Annotated in this window: 13 protein-coding genes and 1 pseudogene; 3 read left to right on the top strand and 11 right to left on the bottom strand. The window is 64.5% G+C overall.

Features of this window, described 5'->3' with window-relative positions; genetic code table 11:
* The 3 genes from ACVWY5_RS40225 to ACVWY5_RS40215 all read right to left on the bottom strand — a co-directional run bounded on the left by ACVWY5_RS40225 (window position 1) and on the right by ACVWY5_RS40215 (window position 3,060).
* On the bottom strand, window positions 1-879 hold the full coding sequence (locus ACVWY5_RS40225; RefSeq protein WP_028336319.1) for a F0F1 ATP synthase subunit gamma: 879 nt from the start codon (window positions 877-879) through the stop codon (window positions 1-3).
* 91 nt (window positions 880-970) lie between these two features.
* The gene (gene atpA, locus ACVWY5_RS40220) at window positions 971-2,500 is read right to left on the bottom strand and encodes a F0F1 ATP synthase subunit alpha (protein ID WP_028336318.1); all 1,530 of its coding nucleotides are present in this window, start codon (window positions 2,498-2,500) and stop codon (window positions 971-973) included.
* On the bottom strand, window positions 2,500-3,060 hold the full coding sequence (locus ACVWY5_RS40215) for a F0F1 ATP synthase subunit delta (RefSeq protein ID WP_028336317.1): 561 nt from the start codon (window positions 3,058-3,060) through the stop codon (window positions 2,500-2,502). Before ACVWY5_RS40215 ends, atpA begins: the two co-directional genes overlap by 1 nt.
* Before the next feature lie 629 nt (window positions 3,061-3,689).
* Here ACVWY5_RS40215 and ACVWY5_RS40210 point away from each other — a divergent pair.
* A complete protein-coding gene (locus tag ACVWY5_RS40210; RefSeq protein ID WP_016843825.1) occupies window positions 3,690-4,181 on the top strand; it encodes a septal ring lytic transglycosylase RlpA family protein in 492 nt (163 codons plus the stop codon).
* A gap of 208 nt (window positions 4,182-4,389) precedes the next feature.
* Here the strand turns inward: ACVWY5_RS40210 and ACVWY5_RS40205 are convergent, their stop codons facing one another.
* The gene (locus ACVWY5_RS40205) at window positions 4,390-6,600 is read right to left on the bottom strand and encodes a primosomal protein N' (protein ID WP_028336316.1); all 2,211 of its coding nucleotides are present in this window, start codon (window positions 6,598-6,600) and stop codon (window positions 4,390-4,392) included.
* Window positions 6,601-6,835: 235 nt separating this feature from the next.
* Between ACVWY5_RS40205 and ACVWY5_RS40200 the strand changes: the two genes are divergently transcribed.
* Both ACVWY5_RS40200 and ACVWY5_RS40195 read left to right on the top strand, forming a co-directional pair.
* On the top strand, window positions 6,836-7,807 hold the full coding sequence (locus ACVWY5_RS40200) for a tyrosine recombinase XerC (RefSeq protein WP_028336315.1): 972 nt from the start codon (window positions 6,836-6,838) through the stop codon (window positions 7,805-7,807).
* Between the two features lie 144 nt (window positions 7,808-7,951).
* Window positions 7,952-8,542, top strand: coding sequence for a DUF4337 domain-containing protein (locus tag ACVWY5_RS40195; RefSeq protein ID WP_028336314.1), 591 nt, complete (start codon window positions 7,952-7,954; stop codon window positions 8,540-8,542).
* 63 nt (window positions 8,543-8,605) lie between these two features.
* Here the strand turns inward: ACVWY5_RS40195 and ACVWY5_RS40190 are convergent, their stop codons facing one another.
* The 7 genes and pseudogenes from ACVWY5_RS40190 to ACVWY5_RS40160 all read right to left on the bottom strand — a co-directional run bounded on the left by ACVWY5_RS40190 (window position 8,606) and on the right by ACVWY5_RS40160 (window position 17,574).
* Window positions 8,606-9,145, bottom strand: a complete 540-nt coding sequence (locus ACVWY5_RS40190; protein ID WP_028336313.1) for a hypothetical protein — start codon at window positions 9,143-9,145, stop codon at window positions 8,606-8,608.
* Window positions 9,146-9,185: 40 nt separating this feature from the next.
* On the bottom strand, window positions 9,186-10,586 hold the full coding sequence (gene lpdA, locus ACVWY5_RS40185; protein WP_028336312.1) for a dihydrolipoyl dehydrogenase: 1,401 nt from the start codon (window positions 10,584-10,586) through the stop codon (window positions 9,186-9,188).
* A gap of 84 nt (window positions 10,587-10,670) precedes the next feature.
* Window positions 10,671-11,420 (bottom strand): SDR family oxidoreductase, encoded by a 750-nt coding sequence (locus ACVWY5_RS40180; RefSeq protein WP_028336311.1) that lies wholly within the window; start codon window positions 11,418-11,420, stop codon window positions 10,671-10,673.
* 72 nt (window positions 11,421-11,492) lie between these two features.
* Window positions 11,493-12,738 (bottom strand): annotated as a pseudogene (gene odhB, locus ACVWY5_RS40175) (2-oxoglutarate dehydrogenase complex dihydrolipoyllysine-residue succinyltransferase).
* Window positions 12,739-12,905: 167 nt separating this feature from the next.
* Complete coding sequence (locus ACVWY5_RS40170) at window positions 12,906-15,866, bottom strand: 2-oxoglutarate dehydrogenase E1 component (RefSeq protein WP_028336309.1); 2,961 nt, start codon at window positions 15,864-15,866, stop codon at window positions 12,906-12,908.
* A gap of 254 nt (window positions 15,867-16,120) precedes the next feature.
* A complete protein-coding gene (gene sucD, locus ACVWY5_RS40165; RefSeq protein ID WP_028336308.1) occupies window positions 16,121-17,002 on the bottom strand; it encodes a succinate--CoA ligase subunit alpha in 882 nt (293 codons plus the stop codon).
* Window positions 17,003-17,097: 95 nt separating this feature from the next.
* Complete coding sequence (locus ACVWY5_RS40160) at window positions 17,098-17,574, bottom strand: DUF1579 family protein (protein ID WP_016845086.1); 477 nt, start codon at window positions 17,572-17,574, stop codon at window positions 17,098-17,100.

Raw genomic sequence — 17,574 nt, 5'->3', positions numbered from 1 at the left:
TTAGACCGCCTCAGCACCGGAGATGATTTCAATCAGCTCCTTCGTGATCTGGGCCTGGCGGGTCCGGTTGTAAGTCAGGGTTTGCTTGCGGATCATTTCGCCTGCGTTGCGCGTCGCGCTGTCCATCGCGCTCATCTGGGCGCCGTAGAACGAGGCGTTGTTCTCCAGCAGCGCGCGGAAGATCTGCACCGCGAGGTTGCGCGGCAACAGGCTGCCAAGGATCTGGTCTTCCTCGGGCTCATATTCGTAGGAGGTCGAGGGAGCCGCATTGGCCGCGGGTGCAGCCACCTCCAGCGGGATGATCTGCTGCGCGGTCGGGATCTGCGCGATCACCGACTGGAAGCGCGAATAGAACAGCGTACAGACGTCGAATTCGCCGGCCTCGAATCGCGCCAGCACCTTCTGGGCAATGTCCTCGGCATTAACGAAGCCGAGCTGACGCACCGCACGCAGATCGAGATGCTCGACGATGCGGCTCTCGAAGGTCCGGCGCAGCTGCTCGTAGCCCTTGCGGCCGACGCAGAAGAACTTGACGTCCTTGCCCTGCGCGAGCAGCGACTGCGCCCGCTCGCGCGCCAGGCGCACGATCGAGGAGTTGAACGCGCCGGACAGGCCGCGCTCGCCGGTGCAGACCAAGAGCAGGTGCACCTGGTCCTTGCCGGTGCCCGCAAGCAGCGCCGGCGCGCCGGGCGTGCCGTTGGCCGCGGCGGCGATGTTGGAAATCACCGCGTCCATCTTGGTGGCATAGGGCCGCGCCGCTTCGGCGGCGTTCTGCGCACGGCGCAGCTTCGAGGCTGCGACCATCTGCATGGCCTTGGTGATCTTCTGCGTCGCCTTGGTCGAGGCGATGCGGACCCGCATGTCTTTTAGTGACGCCATTCTTCGTTCACCCCGGCGATCCGACCACAATGGTCAGATCGCAAGCCTCCGTTCGTCACGCCCGGCGGCGAGCCGGGCGACGCCCCATTCGTTATGCAAACGTCTTGGCGAAACCTTCGACCACCGCCTTCAGCTTGGCGGCGGTGTCGTCGGAGAGATCGCGGCTGGTGCGGATCGCCTCGAGGATATCGGCGTTCTTGCCGCGCAGCAGCGACAGCAGGCCGTCCTCGAACGCCTTCACCTTGTTGAGCGGCAGCGGATCGAGATAGCCGTTGGTGCCGGCCCAGATCACGCAGACCTGCTCTTCCATCTTCAGCGGCGAGAACTGGGGCTGCTTCAGGAGCTCGGTCAGGCGCGAGCCGCGGTTGAGCAGGCGCTGGGTCGAGGCGTCGAGGTCGGAGCCGAACTGCGCGAACGCCGCCATTTCGCGGTATTGCGCGAGCTCGCCCTTGATCTTGCCGGCGACCTTCTTGGTGGCCTTGGTCTGCGCCGACGAACCGACGCGCGACACCGACAGACCGACGTTCACCGCGGGGCGGATGCCCTGGAAGAACAGGTCGGTTTCCAGGAAGATCTGACCGTCGGTGATCGAAATCACGTTGGTCGGGATGTAGGCCGACACGTCGTTGGCCTGGGTTTCGATGACCGGCAGCGCCGTCAGCGAGCCCAAACCATGGTCCTTGCCCAGCTTGGCGGCACGCTCGAGCAGACGGGAGTGCAGATAGAACACGTCGCCCGGATAAGCTTCGCGGCCCGGCGGACGGCGCAGCAGCAGCGACATCTGGCGGTAGGCGACGGCCTGCTTGGAGAGGTCGTCATAGATGATCACGGCGTGCATGCCGTTGTCGCGGAAGTATTCGCCCATCGTGCAGCCGGTGAACGGCGCGATGTACTGCATCGGAGCCGGATCGGACGCGGTCGCCGCAACGACGATCGAGTATTCCAGTGCACCCTGCTCTTCGAGCACCTTGACGAACTGCGCGACCGTGGAGCGCTTCTGGCCGACCGCGACGTAGACGCAGTACAACTTCTGGGTCTCGTCCGGCTGGGCGTTGAGCGGCTTCTGGTTCAGGATGGTGTCGAGCGCGATCGCGGTCTTGCCGGTCTGACGGTCGCCGATGATCAGCTCGCGCTGGCCGCGGCCGATCGGGATCAGCGCATCGATCGCCTTGAGGCCGGTCGCCATCGGCTCGTTCACCGACTTGCGCGGAATGATGCCGGGCGCCTTGACGTCGACACGCTTGCGTTCGGTGGCCTGGATCGGGCCCTTGCCGTCGATCGGGTTGCCGAGCGCGTCGACGACGCGGCCGAGCAGGCCCTTGCCGACGGGCGCGTCCACGATCGCGCGGGTGCGCTTGACGGTCTGGCCTTCCTTGATCTCGCGGTCGGCGCCGAAAATCACGATACCGACGTTGTCGGTTTCGAGGTTGAGCGCCATGCCGCGCGTGCCGTTCTCGAACTCGACCATTTCACCGGCCTGAACGTTGTCGAGACCGTAGACGCGGGCGATACCGTCACCGACCGACAGCACCTGGCCAACTTCGGTGACCTCGGCTTCCTGGCCGAAATTCTTGATCTGGTCCTTGAGGATCGCAGAAATTTCTGCGGCGCGGATGTCCATCAGCCTGCCTCTTTCATCGCGTTCTTGATCGAATTGAGTTTGGTGCGAAGCGAACTATCCACCATGCGGCTGCCGAGCTTGACCACCAGGCCACCAATAATGGAGGGATCGACCTTCACGTTGAGCGCGACGTCCTTGCCCGTCACTGATTTCAGTGCGGCCTTCAGCGCGTCGAGATTCTTGTCACTGAGCTGCTCGGCGACGGTGACTTCCGCAGTCGCCTCGCCCTTGAACTTCGCCACCAGCGCGCGATAGGCGCGGATCACATCGGCAACGGCGAACAGCCGGCGATTGGCAGTGAGCACCTTGAGGAATTTGGCCGACGTGCCGGCGATGCCGGCCTTGTCGAGCACCGCGGTCAGCGCCTTGAGCTGCGCGTCCGCGGCGAACACCGGGCTGCGGACGAGGCGCTTGAGATCGGCGCTCTCGTTGAGCATGGCCTCGAATTTGTCGAGATCGGCCCGGACTTGATCGACGGATTGCTCGTCGCGCGCCAACTCGAACAGGGCCGTTGCATAACGACCGGACACTCCCGAAACGGACGGATCTTCAGCTGCCACGAGCTCGCTCTTTTTTGCTGTCAAATTCGCAAGGGAAAAACCGTCGCCACCAAAGCAGCGCCTAGCGATCCAAGCCCTTGGAATTCAAGCGGGACTTCGATTTTCGACCGGCACAGGACGCGCCGGGACCGTTAAAATCGCGGCTTTGCTAACATAGCAATCGCGCAGGTGCAACATGACGGCATCGTGAGTGCCGCCTTGTCGCATGCGCCTTTTGCCGATCGCGACCGGCGGCCAAACCGGAAAATTTGGCGCGCGGAAATCCGGCGCGCCGGACCCGATTCGCGCCGCCGCGATTTTGTTCCATCGAAATTTGCATAGGCCTATGGCCGAACGCGCAGGGAACTCTGGACGGGCTGCGGTTTCATTTGGCGATTACTTACCGAAAACTTACCGCCGCCTCGATAATCAGTATTGGAAAGTATATTTGTTATTAAAAATTGGTTAAATAGCAAGATTACGGAACCTCGATCGACTACCCCGAGTCGGTAACAAGATATTTCAGCACGAGACAATCGGGATTTACTGCCCAATTCGTGCCTCATTGGGAAACCAAACGGCCTTGGTCAACGAAGGGACGGGGGTTCCACTTGCCGCGTTAGCGGCAATACTGTCTGAGGGTCTTATCAATGCTGAATATCAAGAAGGCGGCGGGCAACGTAACCCGCTCGCGTACGGCGCTTGCGTTTGTAGCCGCAACTATTCTGGTCGGGGGCAGCGTGACCGAGGCGTCCGCAAAGTCCCGGCACCACCATCATCGCCACCACCATCATCACCACGCCCGCGCCGAAGGCTCGTCCTGGCGCGACGCCAATGCATCGATCCAGCCGTCCGGCGGCCACTCGTTCTCTGGGATGGCCTCCTTTTACGGCAATGAGTCGGGCAGCCGCACCGCTTCCGGCCAGCGCTTCAACCAGAACGCCATGACCGCAGCCCACCGCTCGCTGCCGTTCGGCACCAAGCTCCGCGTCACCCATGGCGGCCGCAGCGTCGTCGTCACCATCAACGATCGCGGCCCGTTCATCCGCGGCCGCGTGCTCGACCTCTCCACCGGCGCAGCCCGCGCCATTGGCCTGACCGGTGCCGGCGTCGGCCGCGTCACCGCCGAGGTCGTCTCGTAAGCGCCTTCAGTAAGCGTTGCGTTGTGTAACGGCCGCGAGGCCTGCTTCGCGCCAAAAAGAAGCCTGCCGTCGCAAATGACGGCAGGCTTTTGCTTTTGCGGGCTCAGTAGAGCGCGATGACTACTCTTCTATCCGTCATCCCGCTCTACTTCTTTGTCTTGAGCATGATCTTGTCGGAAAACCGCTACACACTTTTCCGAATCATGCTCTACAGGAAGCTCTGCGGATCGACGTCGACCTCGAGCTTCAGATTGCCCTTGGTCTTGGGGCCTGCATCGAGCCACTCGCGCAGATATTGCGACAGGTCGACATTGCGCAGCGACTTCACCAGCAGGCGGAAGCGGTAGCGGCCCTTGATGACGGCGAGCGGCGCCTCGGCGGGGCCGAGCACCTGGATCCGCTCGTCGAGCGGCGCCATCGCGGCGAGCTTGCGGGCAAAGCCTTCCGCGGTCGGACGGTCGCCGGCGGAGACGATCAGGCTCGCCAGCCGGCCGAACGGCGGATAGCCGGTGCGCTCGCGAATCTCGATCTCGCTGGCGTAGAACGCCTCGCGGTCATTGGCGATCAGGGCCTTGATCACCGGATGCTCCGGCTGGTGGGTCTGCAGAAAGCCGACGCCGCGGCCCTGCTCGCGGCCGGCGCGGCCGACCACCTGGTTCAGCAGCTGGAACGTCCGCTCGGCGGCGCGCGGATCGCCATTGCTCAGGCCGAGATCGGCGTCGATGACGCCGACCAGATTGAGCCGCGGGAAGTTGTGGCCCTTCGCCACCAGCTGGGTGCCGATAATGACGTCGACGCGGCCCTCGGCGATCTCGTTGAGCTCGCTGCGCATGGTCTCGATCGAGGTGATGAGATCGCTCGACAGCACCATCGTCCGGGCCTCGGGGAAGATGTGGACGGCCTCCTCCTGCAGGCGCTCGACGCCGGGCCCGACCGCGACCAGCGATTCCTCGGCCGCGCAATGCGGGCAGATATTCGGGCGTGGCATCGAGAAGCCGCAATGATGACAGACCAGCCGCTGACGGAACCGATGATCGACCAGCCATGCATCGCAGATCGTGCAGGCGAAGCGGTGGCCGCAGGCGCGGCACAGCGTCAGCGGTGCGTAACCGCGGCGGTTGAGGAACAGCAGCGCCTGCTCGCGGCGCCCGATCGCATGGCGAATTTGCTCGGCCAGAACCGGCGAAATGAAGCGGCCGCGCGGCGGCGGCGCGCGGCGCATGTCGATCGCCTCGATATGCGGCATGTGCTGGCCGCCGAACCGCGACGGCAGCGCCACGCGCTGGTAGCGCCCCTTGCGCGCATTGACCTCGCTCTCGACCGACGGCGTCGCCGATGCCAGCACGATCGGGATCTTCGCGATATGGGCGCGGACCACCGCCATGTCGCGCGCGTGATAATGCACGCCGTCGTCCTGCTTGTAGGCCTGGTCGTGCTCCTCATCGACGATGATGAGGCCGAGATCGGCATAGGGCAGGAACAGCGCGGAGCGGGCGCCGACCACGACCGGCGCCTTGCCCTCGGAGATCGCGGCCCAGTTTCGCGCGCGCGTGCGCGGCGTCAGCTCCGAATGCCATTCCAGCGGCCGCACGCCGAAGCGCTGCGCGAAACGGTCCAGGAACTGGCCGGTCAGCGCGATCTCCGGCATCAGGATCAGCGTCTGCTTGCCGCGCCTGATATTCTCGGCGATCGCCTCGAAATAGACTTCGGTCTTGCCGGAACCGGTGACGCCGTCGAGCAGCGCGACGTGAAAGCTGCCGCTCGCCGCCAGCGTCCGCATCACGTCGACGGCACTGCGCTGCTCGCGCGAAAAATCCGGCTGCGCATAGGAGGGATCCGGAACGGGCGGCGGTGCCGGCGGCGGCATCGCCTCGACCGTGAGGGTGCCTTCGTCAACCAGGCCGTCGATCACGCCGGAACTGATGCCGGCCTCCCGCGCCGCCTCCGACTTGCCGTGCAGCAAGCGGTCCGACAGCACCTCGATCACCCGCTGGCGCGCCGGCGTCAGGCGCCGCGGCGGCTCGCCGACCAGCCGCACGCCGAGCCGCATCCGCTCCGGCCCGAGATTTTCGCCCATCCGCAGCGTCATCCGCAGCACCATGCCGCGTGCCGACAGGGTGTAATTGGAGACCCAGTCGACCAGCTGGCGCAGCTCCGGCTTCAGCGGCGGAACATCGAGCTTCTCGCTGACGTCCTTGAGCCGGTTGTGCAGCCGCGGATCCGGATTGGCATTTTCCGCCCACACCACCGCGACCACCTCGCGCGGCCCCAGCGGAACGCCGATCACGTCGCCCGGAGCAAGCTCCATGCCGCGCGGAACGCGGTAGGAATAGGTCTGGTTCAGCGCGACAGGCACCAGCACGTCGACGACACGAGTCGTCGATGCAGAGGCTGGGCCGGGGCGCGTGGTATGGTCCATTGAATCAGAAACCCTGAATCCGAGCGGGCTGGAGATTTGGTTTCTGATTGAATCAGAACCAAATCTCCAGCTTCTTGTTTTGACGCGTTTTCTTCACGCGAACCGGCGTCCACTTCGCTCGAAAACGCTCTCCCACCGCTTCGCTCTCTTAGCGAACGGTAAACGAAGGCAGTGCGATATAATCAGGAGATGAGCAGCGCCAATAGCCCTTAAGACACGGACTTAAGACACGGACATGGCCCGAACCGATCAGCCCATCCAGCCGCTCGAGCTCGACTGCGCCGACGCATCCGTCACGCAGGAGATGACGCGCTGGCTGTCGCATCTGCGTGCCGAGCGGCGGCTGTCGCCGAAGACGCTCGAGGCCTATGCCCGAGACGTGCGCCAATGCCTCGCCTTCCTGGCCGGACACTGGGGCGCGCGGGTGACGCTCAAGGCATTTTCCGCGCTCGAGGCGAGCGACGTGCGCGCCTTCATGGCGATGCGCCGGACAGAGGAGATCGGCGGGCGATCGCTGATGCGGGCGCTGGCGGGCCTGCGCTCGTTCGGACGTTTCCTGGAACGCGAAGGCAAGGGCAAGGTCGGCGCGCTCTCGGCGATCCGCGCGCCCAAGGTGGCGAAGAGCCTGCCGAAGCCGATTCACATGGAAGCAGCGAAACGCTTCGCCGACGCCGACGAGCGCGCGGACGAAACCCGCGAGACCTGGATCCTGGTACGTGACGCCGCCGTCATGGCGCTGCTCTATGGTTCGGGCCTGCGCATCTCCGAGGCGCTGGGGCTGAAGCGCCGCGACGTGCCGAAGCCCGGCGAGGGCGACGTGCTCGTGGTGACCGGCAAGGGCAACAAGACCCGCATGGTGCCGGTGCTGCAGAACGTGCTGCAATTGATCGCGGACTATGCCGCGATCTGCCCGCATCAACTCAGCCCCGCGGGGCCGATGTTCGTCGGCGCGCGCGGCGGTCCCTTGAGCCCGCGCATCATCCAGCTCACCATGGAACGGCTGCGCGGCGCGCTCGGCCTGCCCGACAGCGCGACGCCGCATGCGCTGCGGCATTCCTTCGCCACGCATTTGCTGAGCCGCGGCGGCGATCTGCGCGCGATCCAGGAATTGCTCGGCCACGCATCGCTGTCGACCACGCAGATCTACACCGGCATCGACAGCGAGCGCCTGCTCGAAGTCTATCGCTCCGCGCATCCCCGAGGTTGAACGTTCGGTTCTGAAAAAATAAAGCGCGGGCTTTGGCCCGCCGTCATGCGCCGTTCATCTTCAGACGGTTACCCAAAACCGTTCGGCCCTTGCCTTGTGCACCGCATTCGGCAATCGTGGCGCGGTCTCATCCGGAGGGGAATCATGAGCGCACATGAAAGTATGGAGCACGCGGAGCATGCCGAGCATGCGTCGGGCGAGAACAAGAAGATCGCGCTCCTGATCGCCGTGATCGCCCTGTGCCTGGCGCTGTCGGAAACGCTCGGCAAGGGCGCCCAGACCGAATCGATCAGCAAGAATGTCGAGGCCTCCAACCTGTGGGCCTTCTTCCAGGCCAAGAGCATCCGCCGGACCGCGGTGCAGACCGCGGCCGAACAGGGCAAGCTGAACCTCGCGACCACCACCGACGAGGCGGCAAGGGCCGCGCTGCAGAAGCAGATCGACGATTGGCAGAAGACCGCGGCGCGCTATCGCTCGGAGCCGGAAACCGGCGAGGGTTCGGAGCAGCTCTCCGAACGCGCCAAGCACGCCGAGCATGAACGCGACGAGGCCACCGCGAAATATCATCATTTCGAGCTTGCCTCCGCCGCCTTCCAGATCGCCATCGTGCTGGCATCGGCGACCATCATCACGGGCATCATCGCGTTGGCCTGGGTCTCCGGCCTGGTGACGCTCGCCGGCATCGTGATGACGGCGCTCGGCCTGTTCCAGCCGCACTTGCTGCATCTGCATTGAGACGCCATCATCCTGAAGCGCGAGCGGAGCGAGCCTCGAAGGATGACGGAGCAAAAACTTTGATCAAAGAGGCTTGCTGGTCTGATGCACGCTTTTGCGGAAGCGCGCGATCACGCGCAGCGTGCGCGCCGCCCAGCCCTCGCCGTCGCCACTGATCATCTCGCGAATGCGCCGCTTGATCGGCTCGACCAGCGCGGTGGCCTTGGCCCGCAGCGCCATCACGAAATTATAGAGCGCCTCGAACCAGGGCATCTCCAGCAGTTTCGGCCGCGTCACGTCGAACAGGAAGGCCGTCACGCCGACGCCGACGAACTTGGCGAACAGGATCAGCGAGACCGCACTGAACCAGTATTGGTTCGCCAGCAGCCAGAGCCCGATCAGCTTGAGCGGAAACAGCGGGATCACCGGCACGACGAAGACGATCAGCGTCATCGCCGGCGACAGCGAATCGACCCGGTCGGCAAGCCACTGCTTGAGCGCGCGGAGCGGAATCCACGCCACCACCCGCGCCACGATCGGCTCGAGATGGTCCCATAGCCAAGCCTCGACCAGGAAGACGATCGCAAGCAGGACCCAGAACGGCTGAAGCAGGCGGCGCAGCATCGCTATGATCTCGACCCGGCCTACGCCGGACTTTCGATCATCACATATGGATGGCGCGCTTGCCCACCGCAAGCGCGGCTTCCTTGATCGCCTCCGAACGGGTCGGGTGCGCGTGGCAGGTGCGTGCCAGATCCTCGGCCGATCCGCCGAATTCCATCAGAACGCAGGCTTCGTGGATCATTTCGCCGGCTTCGCGCCCCACAATGTGGACGCCAAGCACCCGATCCGTCTTCGCATCTGCGAGAATTTTCACGAAGCCGTCGGTGGTCTGATTGACCTTGGATCGGCCGTTCGCCGTGAACGGGAATTTGCCGACGGTGTAGGCGACGCCGGCCTGCTTGAGTTCTTCCTCGGTCTTGCCGACCGACGACACTTCCGGCGTGGTATACACAACACCTGGAATGACGTCGTAGTTCACGTGGCCGGCCTGGCCCGCGATGATCTCCGCACAGGCAACGCCTTCGTCTTCCGCCTTGTGCGCGAGCATCGGCCCGGCCACGACGTCGCCGATCGCGTAGATACCCTTCACGTTGGTCGAGAAGTGCGCGTCGATCTCGACGCGGCCGCGATTGTCGAGCGCAACGCCGGCCTCCTTCAGCCCGAGCCCCTCGGTGTAGGGCACCCGGCCGATGCAGACGAGCACGACGTCGGCTTCGATGGTTTCCGCAGCACCGCCCGCCGCGGGCTCGACCTTGGCCTGCAGCGTCTTGCCGGAGCTATCGACCGCGGTGACCTTGGCGCCGAGCTTGAAGACGAAGCCCTGCTTCTCGAGCATGCGCTGAAATTGCTTTGCCACCTCGCCGTCCATGCCGGGCAGGATGCGGTCGAGGAATTCCACGACCATGACGTCCGCACCGAGACGCCGCCAGACCGAGCCAAGCTCGAGCCCGATCACCCCCGCGCCGATGATCAACAATTTCTCCGGGACCTTCTCCAGCGACAGCGCGCCGGTCGAGGACACGATGCGCTTCTCGTCGATGTCGATACCTTTCAGGCGGGCGATATCGGAGCCGGTGGCGATCACGATGTTCCTGGTCTCGACGGTCTCGGACTTGCCGTCGCCGGAGACCTCGACCTTGCCGGCGCCGAGGATCTTGCCGGTGCCCTTGAGCACGTCGATCTTGTTCTTCTTCATCAAGAACTCGACGCCCTTGACGTTGCCGTCGATGCCCTGCTGCTTGAAGTTCATCATCGCGGGCAGATCGAGCTTCGGCGCCGGGACACTGACGCCCATCTTGGCAAAGGAGTGCCCGGCTTCCTCGAACATCTCGGAGGCGTGCAGCAGCGCTTTCGACGGCATGCAGCCGATGTTGAGGCAAGTGCCGCCCAGCGTCGCGTTCTTCTCGACGACAGCGACCTTCATGCCGAGTTGCGCCGCGCGGATCGCGCAGACATATCCGCCCGGGCCGGTGCCGATGACGACGAGATCGTAAGAAGCCATGATAGAACGTCCTGTAGCTAAGCTCTGTGACAATTACGCGGGCGCGATCGTGTCGGCAGACCGCCGCCCGCCCTTGATCGTGTGCTAGCGACCGCCCGACACGTCGAGGATCGCGCTGGTGACATAGGAAGCCTCGTCCGAGATCAGCCAGACGATGGCGTTGGCGATTTCATCGGCCGTGCCGACACGCTTCATCGGCACCATATGGGCAAGCCGGTGCGCACGATCGGGCTCGCCGCCCGCGGCGTGGATGTCGGTGTCGATCAGGCCGGGCCGGATGCCGGCAACGCGGATGCCCTCATTCGCGACTTCGTAGCCGAGGCCGATCGTGAAGGAATCGATCGCGCCCTTGGAAGCGGCATAGTCGACATAGGTGTTGGGCGCACCGAGCTTCGCCGCAACGGAGGAAAGGTTGACGATGACGCCGCCCTTGCCGCCGTGTTTGGTCGACATGCGCTTCACGGCCTCGCGTGCACACAGGATGCTGCCGGTGACGTTGACCGCCATCATCTGCTGGATCCGCTCGGCCGACATCTCGTCAACACGCACGCCGCTCTTGCCGACGATGCCGGCATTGTTGACGAGCGCGCCGAGCGTGCCGAAGCCGTCGGCCGCCTTGAACAGCGCCAGGATGTCCTGCTCGCTGCCGACATCGCATTTCACTGCGATCGCCTTGCCGTTCCTGGCCTCGATCGCGGCGACGACCTCGTCCGCCGCGGTCTTGTTGGATGCATAGCCGACAACGATGCGATAGCCGCGCGCGGCGGCAGCAAGCGCGGTGGCGCGGCCGATGCCGCGGCTGCCGCCGGTGATGACAACGACCTTATCCGTCACTTTGATCCCCAAATGTGAGCACCCAACAGATCGCGGCGCCCGAGCCGATCGGGCGCCGCGCGCGATACGACCTTAGAGGTCCAGCACCAGGCGGGCCGGATCCTCCAGGCTCTCCTTCACACGCACCAGGAAGGTAACCGCTTCCTTGCCGTCGATGACACGGTGATCATAGGACAGAGCCAGATACATCATCGGGCGCACCTCGATCTTGCCGCCGACGACCATCGGCCGCTCCTGGATCTTGTGCATGCCGAGGATGCCGGACTGCGGCGCATTCAGGATCGGCGTCGACATCAGCGAGCCGTAGATGCCGCCATTGGTGATGGTGAAGGTGCCGCCCTGCATCTCGTCGATCTTGAGCTGACCGTCGCGGGCGCGGGCGGCCGTAGTCGGCGATCGACTTCTCGATCTCGGCGATCGACTTGTGGTCGCAGTCGCGCACCACAGGCACCACGAGGCCGCGGTCGGTGCCGACCGCAACGCCGATGTGATAGTAGTTCTTGTAGATCAGGTCAGAGCCGTCGATTTCGGCGTTGACCGCCGGAATGTCCTTCAGCCCCTGCACGACCGCCTTGGTGAAGAAGCCCATGAAGCCGAGCTTCGAGCCGTGCTTCTTCTCGAACGTGTCCTTGTAGAGGGCGCGCAGCTTCATCACCTCGGTCATGTCGACCTCGTTGAAGGTGGTCAGCATCGCGGCGGTGTTCTGCACGTCCTTGAGGCGGCGCGCGATGGTCTGGCGCAGCCGGGTCATCTTCACGCGCTCCTCGCGCGCGGCGTCGTCCGCCGGCGACGGCGCACGAACCTGCACGGCGGCGGCCGGCTGGTTGACCGGGGTCGGCGCCGAGGCGGCCTTCTCGATCGCAGCCAGCATGTCGCCCTTGGTCACGCGGCCGTCCTTGCCCGAGCCGGGAACGGTGGACGCATCGATGCCGCTTTCAGCGGACAGCTTGCGGACCGAGGGTGCCAGCGGCGCATCCGCCGGCGGCGCCTTCGGCGCGGCCGGGGCCGGGGCGGCAGAAGCCGCGGCAGCCGGTGCGGCCACCTTGGCGGGAGCTGCAGCAGCCGGCTTGGCGGCCGGGGCGGCGCCGTCATTGATCTGTCCGAGCAGCGCGCCGACGGCAACCGTCTCGCCGTCATTGGCGATGATCTCGCCGAGCGTGCCGGCGACCGGCGCAGGCACCTCGATGGTGACCTTGTCGGTCTCCAGCTCCACCAACGGCTCGTCCACCGCGACGGCTTCACCGGCCTTCTTGAACCAGCGGCCGATCGTGGCCTCGGTCACGGATTCGCCGAGCGTTGGAACGCGAATTTCAGTCATGGTCTTTTCCTCGATAACCCTGCGGTCGCAAAATTTGCGGTCGTGAAACTTGTCCGCCACCGCCCGCAAAGCGAGCGATCCGGTACTCCGTGACGACAGCACTTCTGCTGGATGACGCGGGATACCGGATGCCCCGCATTCGCGGGGCATGGCTTCAATGAAAGTCGTTAGTTCAGTGCGTCGTCGAGCAGCGCCTTGAGCTGCGCCAGATGTTTCGACATCAAGCCGGTCGCGGTTGCCGCCGATGCCGGACGGCCCGCATAGCGCGGACGCTTGTTGGGTGCGTGGATCTGGTTGAGCACCCATTCCAGATAGGGCTCGATGAAATGCCAGGAGCCCATGTTGCGCGGCTCTTCCTGGCACCAGACCACCTCGGCACCCTTGAAGCGGCCGAGCTCCTGCACCAGCGCCTTCAGCGGCACCGGATAGAGCTGCTCGACGCGCATCAGATAGATGTCGTCGATGTCGCGCTTCTCACGCTCCTCGTACAGATCGTAATAGACCTTGCCGGAGCACAGCACGACACGACGAATCTTGTCGTCCGGCTTCAGCTTGATCTTCTCGTCCGGCAGCATCTGCGCGTCATCGTACAGAATGCGATGGAACGTGGCGTTCTTGCCGAGCTCCTCGAGCTGCGACACCGCGCGCTTGTGGCGCAGCAGCGACTTCGGCGTCATCAGGATCAGCGGCTTGCGGATCTCGCGATGCAGCTGGCGCCGCAGCACGTGGAAGTAGTTCGCCGGCGTGGTCGGATTGACCACCTGCATGTTGTCCTCGGCGCACATCTGCAGGTAACGCTCGAGGCGCGCGGAGGAGTGCTCCGGCCCCTGCCCTTCGTAGCCATGCGGCAGCAGGCAGACGAGGCCCGACATGCGCAGCCACTTGCGTTCGCCCGAGGAGATGAACTGGTCGAACACCACCTGCGCGCCGTTGGCGAAGTCGCCGAACTGCGCTTCCCAGAGCGCCAGCGCGTTCGGCTCAGCCAGCGAGTAGCCGTATTCGAAGCCAAGCACCGCCTCTTCCGACAGCAGCGAGTTGATGACCTCGTAGTGGCCGGTGTCTTCGCCGCCGAGATGATTGAACGGCGTGTAGCGGCTCTCGTCCTCCTGGTCGATCAGGACGGAGTGGCGCTGCGAGAAGGTCCCACGCTCGGAATCCTGACCAGACAGCCGCACGTGATGACCTTCCTGCAGCAGCGTGCAGAATGCCAGCGCCTCGCCGGTCGCCCAGTCGATCCCAATTCCTGTATCGATCGCCTTGGCGCGATTGTCGAGGAAACGCTGGATGGTGCGGTGGACGCGGAAACCGTCCGGCACCCTGGTGATCTTGCGGCCGATATCCTTGAGAACGGCGACATCGACGCCGGTGACGCCGCGGCGGGCGTCTTCTTCCTGATCGGCGATCTTGAAGCCTGCCCACTTGCCGTCGAGCCAGTCGGCCTTGTTCGGCTTGTAGCCGGCGCCGGCTTCGAGCTCGGCGTCGAGCCGTGCGCGCCAGTCGGCCTTGGCCTTCTCGACCTCGCCCTCGGTCAACACGCCGTCGGCCACCAGCCGCTTGGCGTAGATCTCCAGCGTCGAGGGGTGAGAAGCGATCTTCTTGTACATCACCGGCTGGGTGAAGGCCGGCTCGTCGCCCTCGTTGTGGCCGTGGCGCCGGTAGCAGAACATGTCGATGACGACCGGCTTGTGGAATTTCTGCCGGAACTCGATCGCGACCTTGGCCGCGAACACCACGGCCTCCGGATCGTCGCCATTCACGTGGAAGATCGGCGCATCGATCATCTTCGCCACGTCGGACGGATAGGGCGACGAGCGCGAGTAGCGCGGATAGGTGGTGAAGCCGATCTGGTTGTTGACGATGAAATGCAGCGAGCCGCCGGTACGATAGCCCTTCAGGTCGGACAGGCTGAAGCATTCAGCCACCACGCCCTGGCCTGCGAACGCCGCGTCGCCATGCATCAAAAGCGGCAGCACGGAGATACGCATATCCGGCGGATCGCCGTGCTGGTCCTGCTTGGCGCGCACCTTGCCCATCACGACCGGATCGACGATCTCGAGATGCGACGGGTTTGCGGTCAGCGACAGATGGATGTTGTTGCCGTCGAATTCGCGGTCCGAGGAGGCGCCGAGGTGATACTTGACGTCGCCCGAGCCTTCGACCGAGTCGGGGTTGGCCGAACCACCCTTGAACTCATGGAACAGCGCGCGATGCGGCTTGCCCATCACCTGGGTCAGCACGTTGAGGCGGCCGCGATGCGGCATGCCGACCACGATCTCCTTCACGCCGAGATTGCCGCCGCGCTTGATGATCTGCTCGAGCGCCGGGATCAGCGATTCACCGCCGTCGAGACCGAAGCGCTTGGTGCCGGTGAACTTGGTGTCGCAGAACTTCTCGAAGCCGTCCGCCTCGATCAGCTTGTTGAGGATCGCGCGGCGTCCCTCGGGCGTGAACGAGATCTCCTTGTCCGGCCCCTCGATGCGCTCCTGGATCCACGCTTTCTGCGCGGCGTTGGAGATATGCATGAACTCGACGCCAAGCGTCTGGCAGTAGGTGCGTTCACAGATCTGCACGATCTCGCGCAGCGTGCCGTATTCGAGGCCGAGCACGTGGTCGAGGAAGATCTTGCGATCGAAGTCCGCCTCGGTGAAGCCGTAGGAGCGCGGATCGAGCTCCTCGCGGTCGCGCGGCGCCTCGATGCCGAGCGGATCGAGCTTGGCGTGGAAATGGCCGCGCATGCGGTAGGCGCGGATCAGCATCAGCGCGCGAACCGAATCCCGGGTGGCCTGATGGACGTCGGCATCGGACAGCTCGGCGCCCTTGGCCTGCGCCTTGGCCGCGAGCTTGGTGCCGACCGCCTTCTCGACCTGGGCCCAGTTGCCGTCGAGCGCCGAGGTCAGCTCGTCGCGCGGCGTCACCGGCCAGTTGTCGCGGCCCCACGAGGCGCCCTCGGCGTTCTTCTGGACGTCGGCCGGGGCGTCCTTCAGGCTTTTGAAGAAATCCTGCCACTCGGCGTCGACCGACGACGGGTCCTGCTCGTAGCGGGCGTAGAGGTCGTCGATGTAGGCGGCGTTGGTGCCCTGCAGGAATGATGAGAGTGCAAAAGCGGCGTTCGCGTCTTGGCGAGACATGGGCAGTCCTGGTGATTTTTTCGGTTCGCGCGTAGGAGACGGCGCTGATGCCGGTCTGGAAGTGCGCCGGCTGGGTTGATACCCTTTACCCTATCTAGGACAGATATTCCTGCCTAAAAGAACCAAGAAATGAATTTATTTTCATTTTTTATTGATCGGCATTCTGGCGACAAAGCGCAATAAAAGAGCGGGTTCCCCAAGGAGAACCCGCCCCAAATCACGTCAAATCTCGAAGGGAACTTGCCGGACGGCGGTTACTTCAGCATCTCCGCGAGCGTCTGCCCGAGGCGCGCCGGCGACGGCGACACCCTGATGCCGGCGGCCTCCATTGCCGCGGTCTTGGAACCGGCGTCGCCCTTGCCGCCCGAGATGATCGCGCCGGCATGGCCCATGCGGCGGCCGGGAGGTGCGGTGACACCGGCAATGAAGCCGACCATTGGCTTCTTGCGGCCGCGCTTGGCCTCGTCCTTGAGGAACTGGGCGGCGTCTTCCTCGGCGGAGCCGCCGATTTCGCCGATCATCACGATCGACTTGGTCTTCTCGTCGGCCAGGAACATCTCCAGCATGTCGATGAACTCGGTGCCCTTGACCGGGTCGCCGCCGATGCCGACCGCGGTGGTCTGGCCGAGGCCCTCCTGGGTGGTCTGGAACACCGCCTCATAGGTCAGGGTGCCGGAGCGGGAGACGATGCCGACCGAGCCGGGCTTGAAGATGTTGGCCGGCATGATGCCGATCTTGCATTCGCCGGCGGTCATCACGCCAGGGCAGTTCGGCCCGATCAGCCGCGACTTCGAGCCCGAGAGCGAGCGCTTCACCCGCACCATGTCGAGCACGGGAATGCCCTCGGTGATGCAGACGATCAGGGGGATTTCCGCATCGATCGCCTCGCAGATCGCGTCGGCTGCGCCCGGCGGCGGGACATAGACCACGCTGGCGTCCGCGCCGGTCTTCTCGCGCGCTTCGGCGACGGTGTCGAACACCGGCAGGTTGAGATGGGTCGAGCCGCCTTTGCCCGGCGCCACGCCGCCAACCATCTTGGTGCCGTAAGCGATCGCCGCTTCCGAATGGAACGTGCCGTTCTTGCCGGTGAAGCCCTGGCAGATGACCTTGGTGTTCTTGTCGATCAGAATGGACATGGTTCGAGATGCTTTCGCGAGACGATCGGTGAAGGGACTCTATGATTTGAGCATGATCTTATCGGAAAACCGGAGACCACTTTTCCGGATCATGCTCAGTGAATACGCCGGTACACGCCGGTGAGCACGTCGGCCCACCCTTCCGCGTCAGGCGAGAACTGGATTTTCATGTTGTAGGTGTTGTCGTCGACGACCTCGTAGACGTGACGGGCATTGCCGCGCAGCGAGCCGCGCACCAGGATCAGCGACTTGCCCGCCCAGCCACCGGACGCCGGTGACGGCGGGTAGTAGCCGAGCGAGTCGTGCCAGAACAATTTGTAGGCCCGGTCGTCGCGGTCGTAGGTGAACACGCCGTGGGTTGCGAAGCTCTCCTTGCCGTCGCGGGTCTGCACGCTGTCCTGGATCAGGTAAAAGCCGTTGAGCGCGATGCGCGCAACGACATGCGAGGTGGCCGGACCGCCCGCGGTCCAGCGCGACGGATAGACCATCTCTTCGCCGCTCCACTCGCCCGCAAACGCCGCGAGCTTGCGGTGTTCGTCCAGCGGTGTCGGAGCGTCGAGATGATCGGCCAT

The sequence above is a fragment of the Bradyrhizobium sp. USDA 3256 genome, from assembly GCF_054058275.1.
Note: the sequence above shows the minus strand (reverse complement) of the source record. Positions and strands in the feature narration are given on the sequence as shown.

What these genes read in the sequence shown, in the direction of transcription:
- ACVWY5_RS40225 (WP_028336319.1), bottom strand. Translation starts at nt 879, where the DNA reads ATGGCGTCACTAAAAGACATGCGGGTCCGCATCGCCTCGACCAAGGCG.
- atpA (WP_028336318.1), bottom strand. Translation starts at nt 2,500, where the DNA reads ATGGACATCCGCGCCGCAGAAATTTCTGCGATCCTCAAGGACCAGATC.
- ACVWY5_RS40210 (WP_016843825.1), top strand. Translation starts at nt 3,690, where the DNA reads ATGCTGAATATCAAGAAGGCGGCGGGCAACGTAACCCGCTCGCGTACG.
- ACVWY5_RS40205 (WP_028336316.1), bottom strand. Translation starts at nt 6,600, where the DNA reads ATGGACCATACCACGCGCCCCGGCCCAGCCTCTGCATCGACGACTCGT.
- ACVWY5_RS40200 (WP_028336315.1), top strand. Translation starts at nt 6,836, where the DNA reads ATGGCCCGAACCGATCAGCCCATCCAGCCGCTCGAGCTCGACTGCGCC.
- ACVWY5_RS40195 (WP_028336314.1), top strand. Translation starts at nt 7,952, where the DNA reads ATGAGCGCACATGAAAGTATGGAGCACGCGGAGCATGCCGAGCATGCG.
- ACVWY5_RS40190 (WP_028336313.1), bottom strand. Translation starts at nt 9,145, where the DNA reads ATGCTGCGCCGCCTGCTTCAGCCGTTCTGGGTCCTGCTTGCGATCGTC.
- lpdA (WP_028336312.1), bottom strand. Translation starts at nt 10,586, where the DNA reads ATGGCTTCTTACGATCTCGTCGTCATCGGCACCGGCCCGGGCGGATAT.
- ACVWY5_RS40170 (WP_028336309.1), bottom strand. Translation starts at nt 15,866, where the DNA reads ATGTCTCGCCAAGACGCGAACGCCGCTTTTGCACTCTCATCATTCCTG.
- sucD (WP_028336308.1), bottom strand. Translation starts at nt 17,002, where the DNA reads ATGTCCATTCTGATCGACAAGAACACCAAGGTCATCTGCCAGGGCTTC.
- ACVWY5_RS40160 (WP_016845086.1), bottom strand. Translation starts at nt 17,574, where the DNA reads ATGGCCGATCATCTCGACGCTCCGACACCGCTGGACGAACACCGCAAG.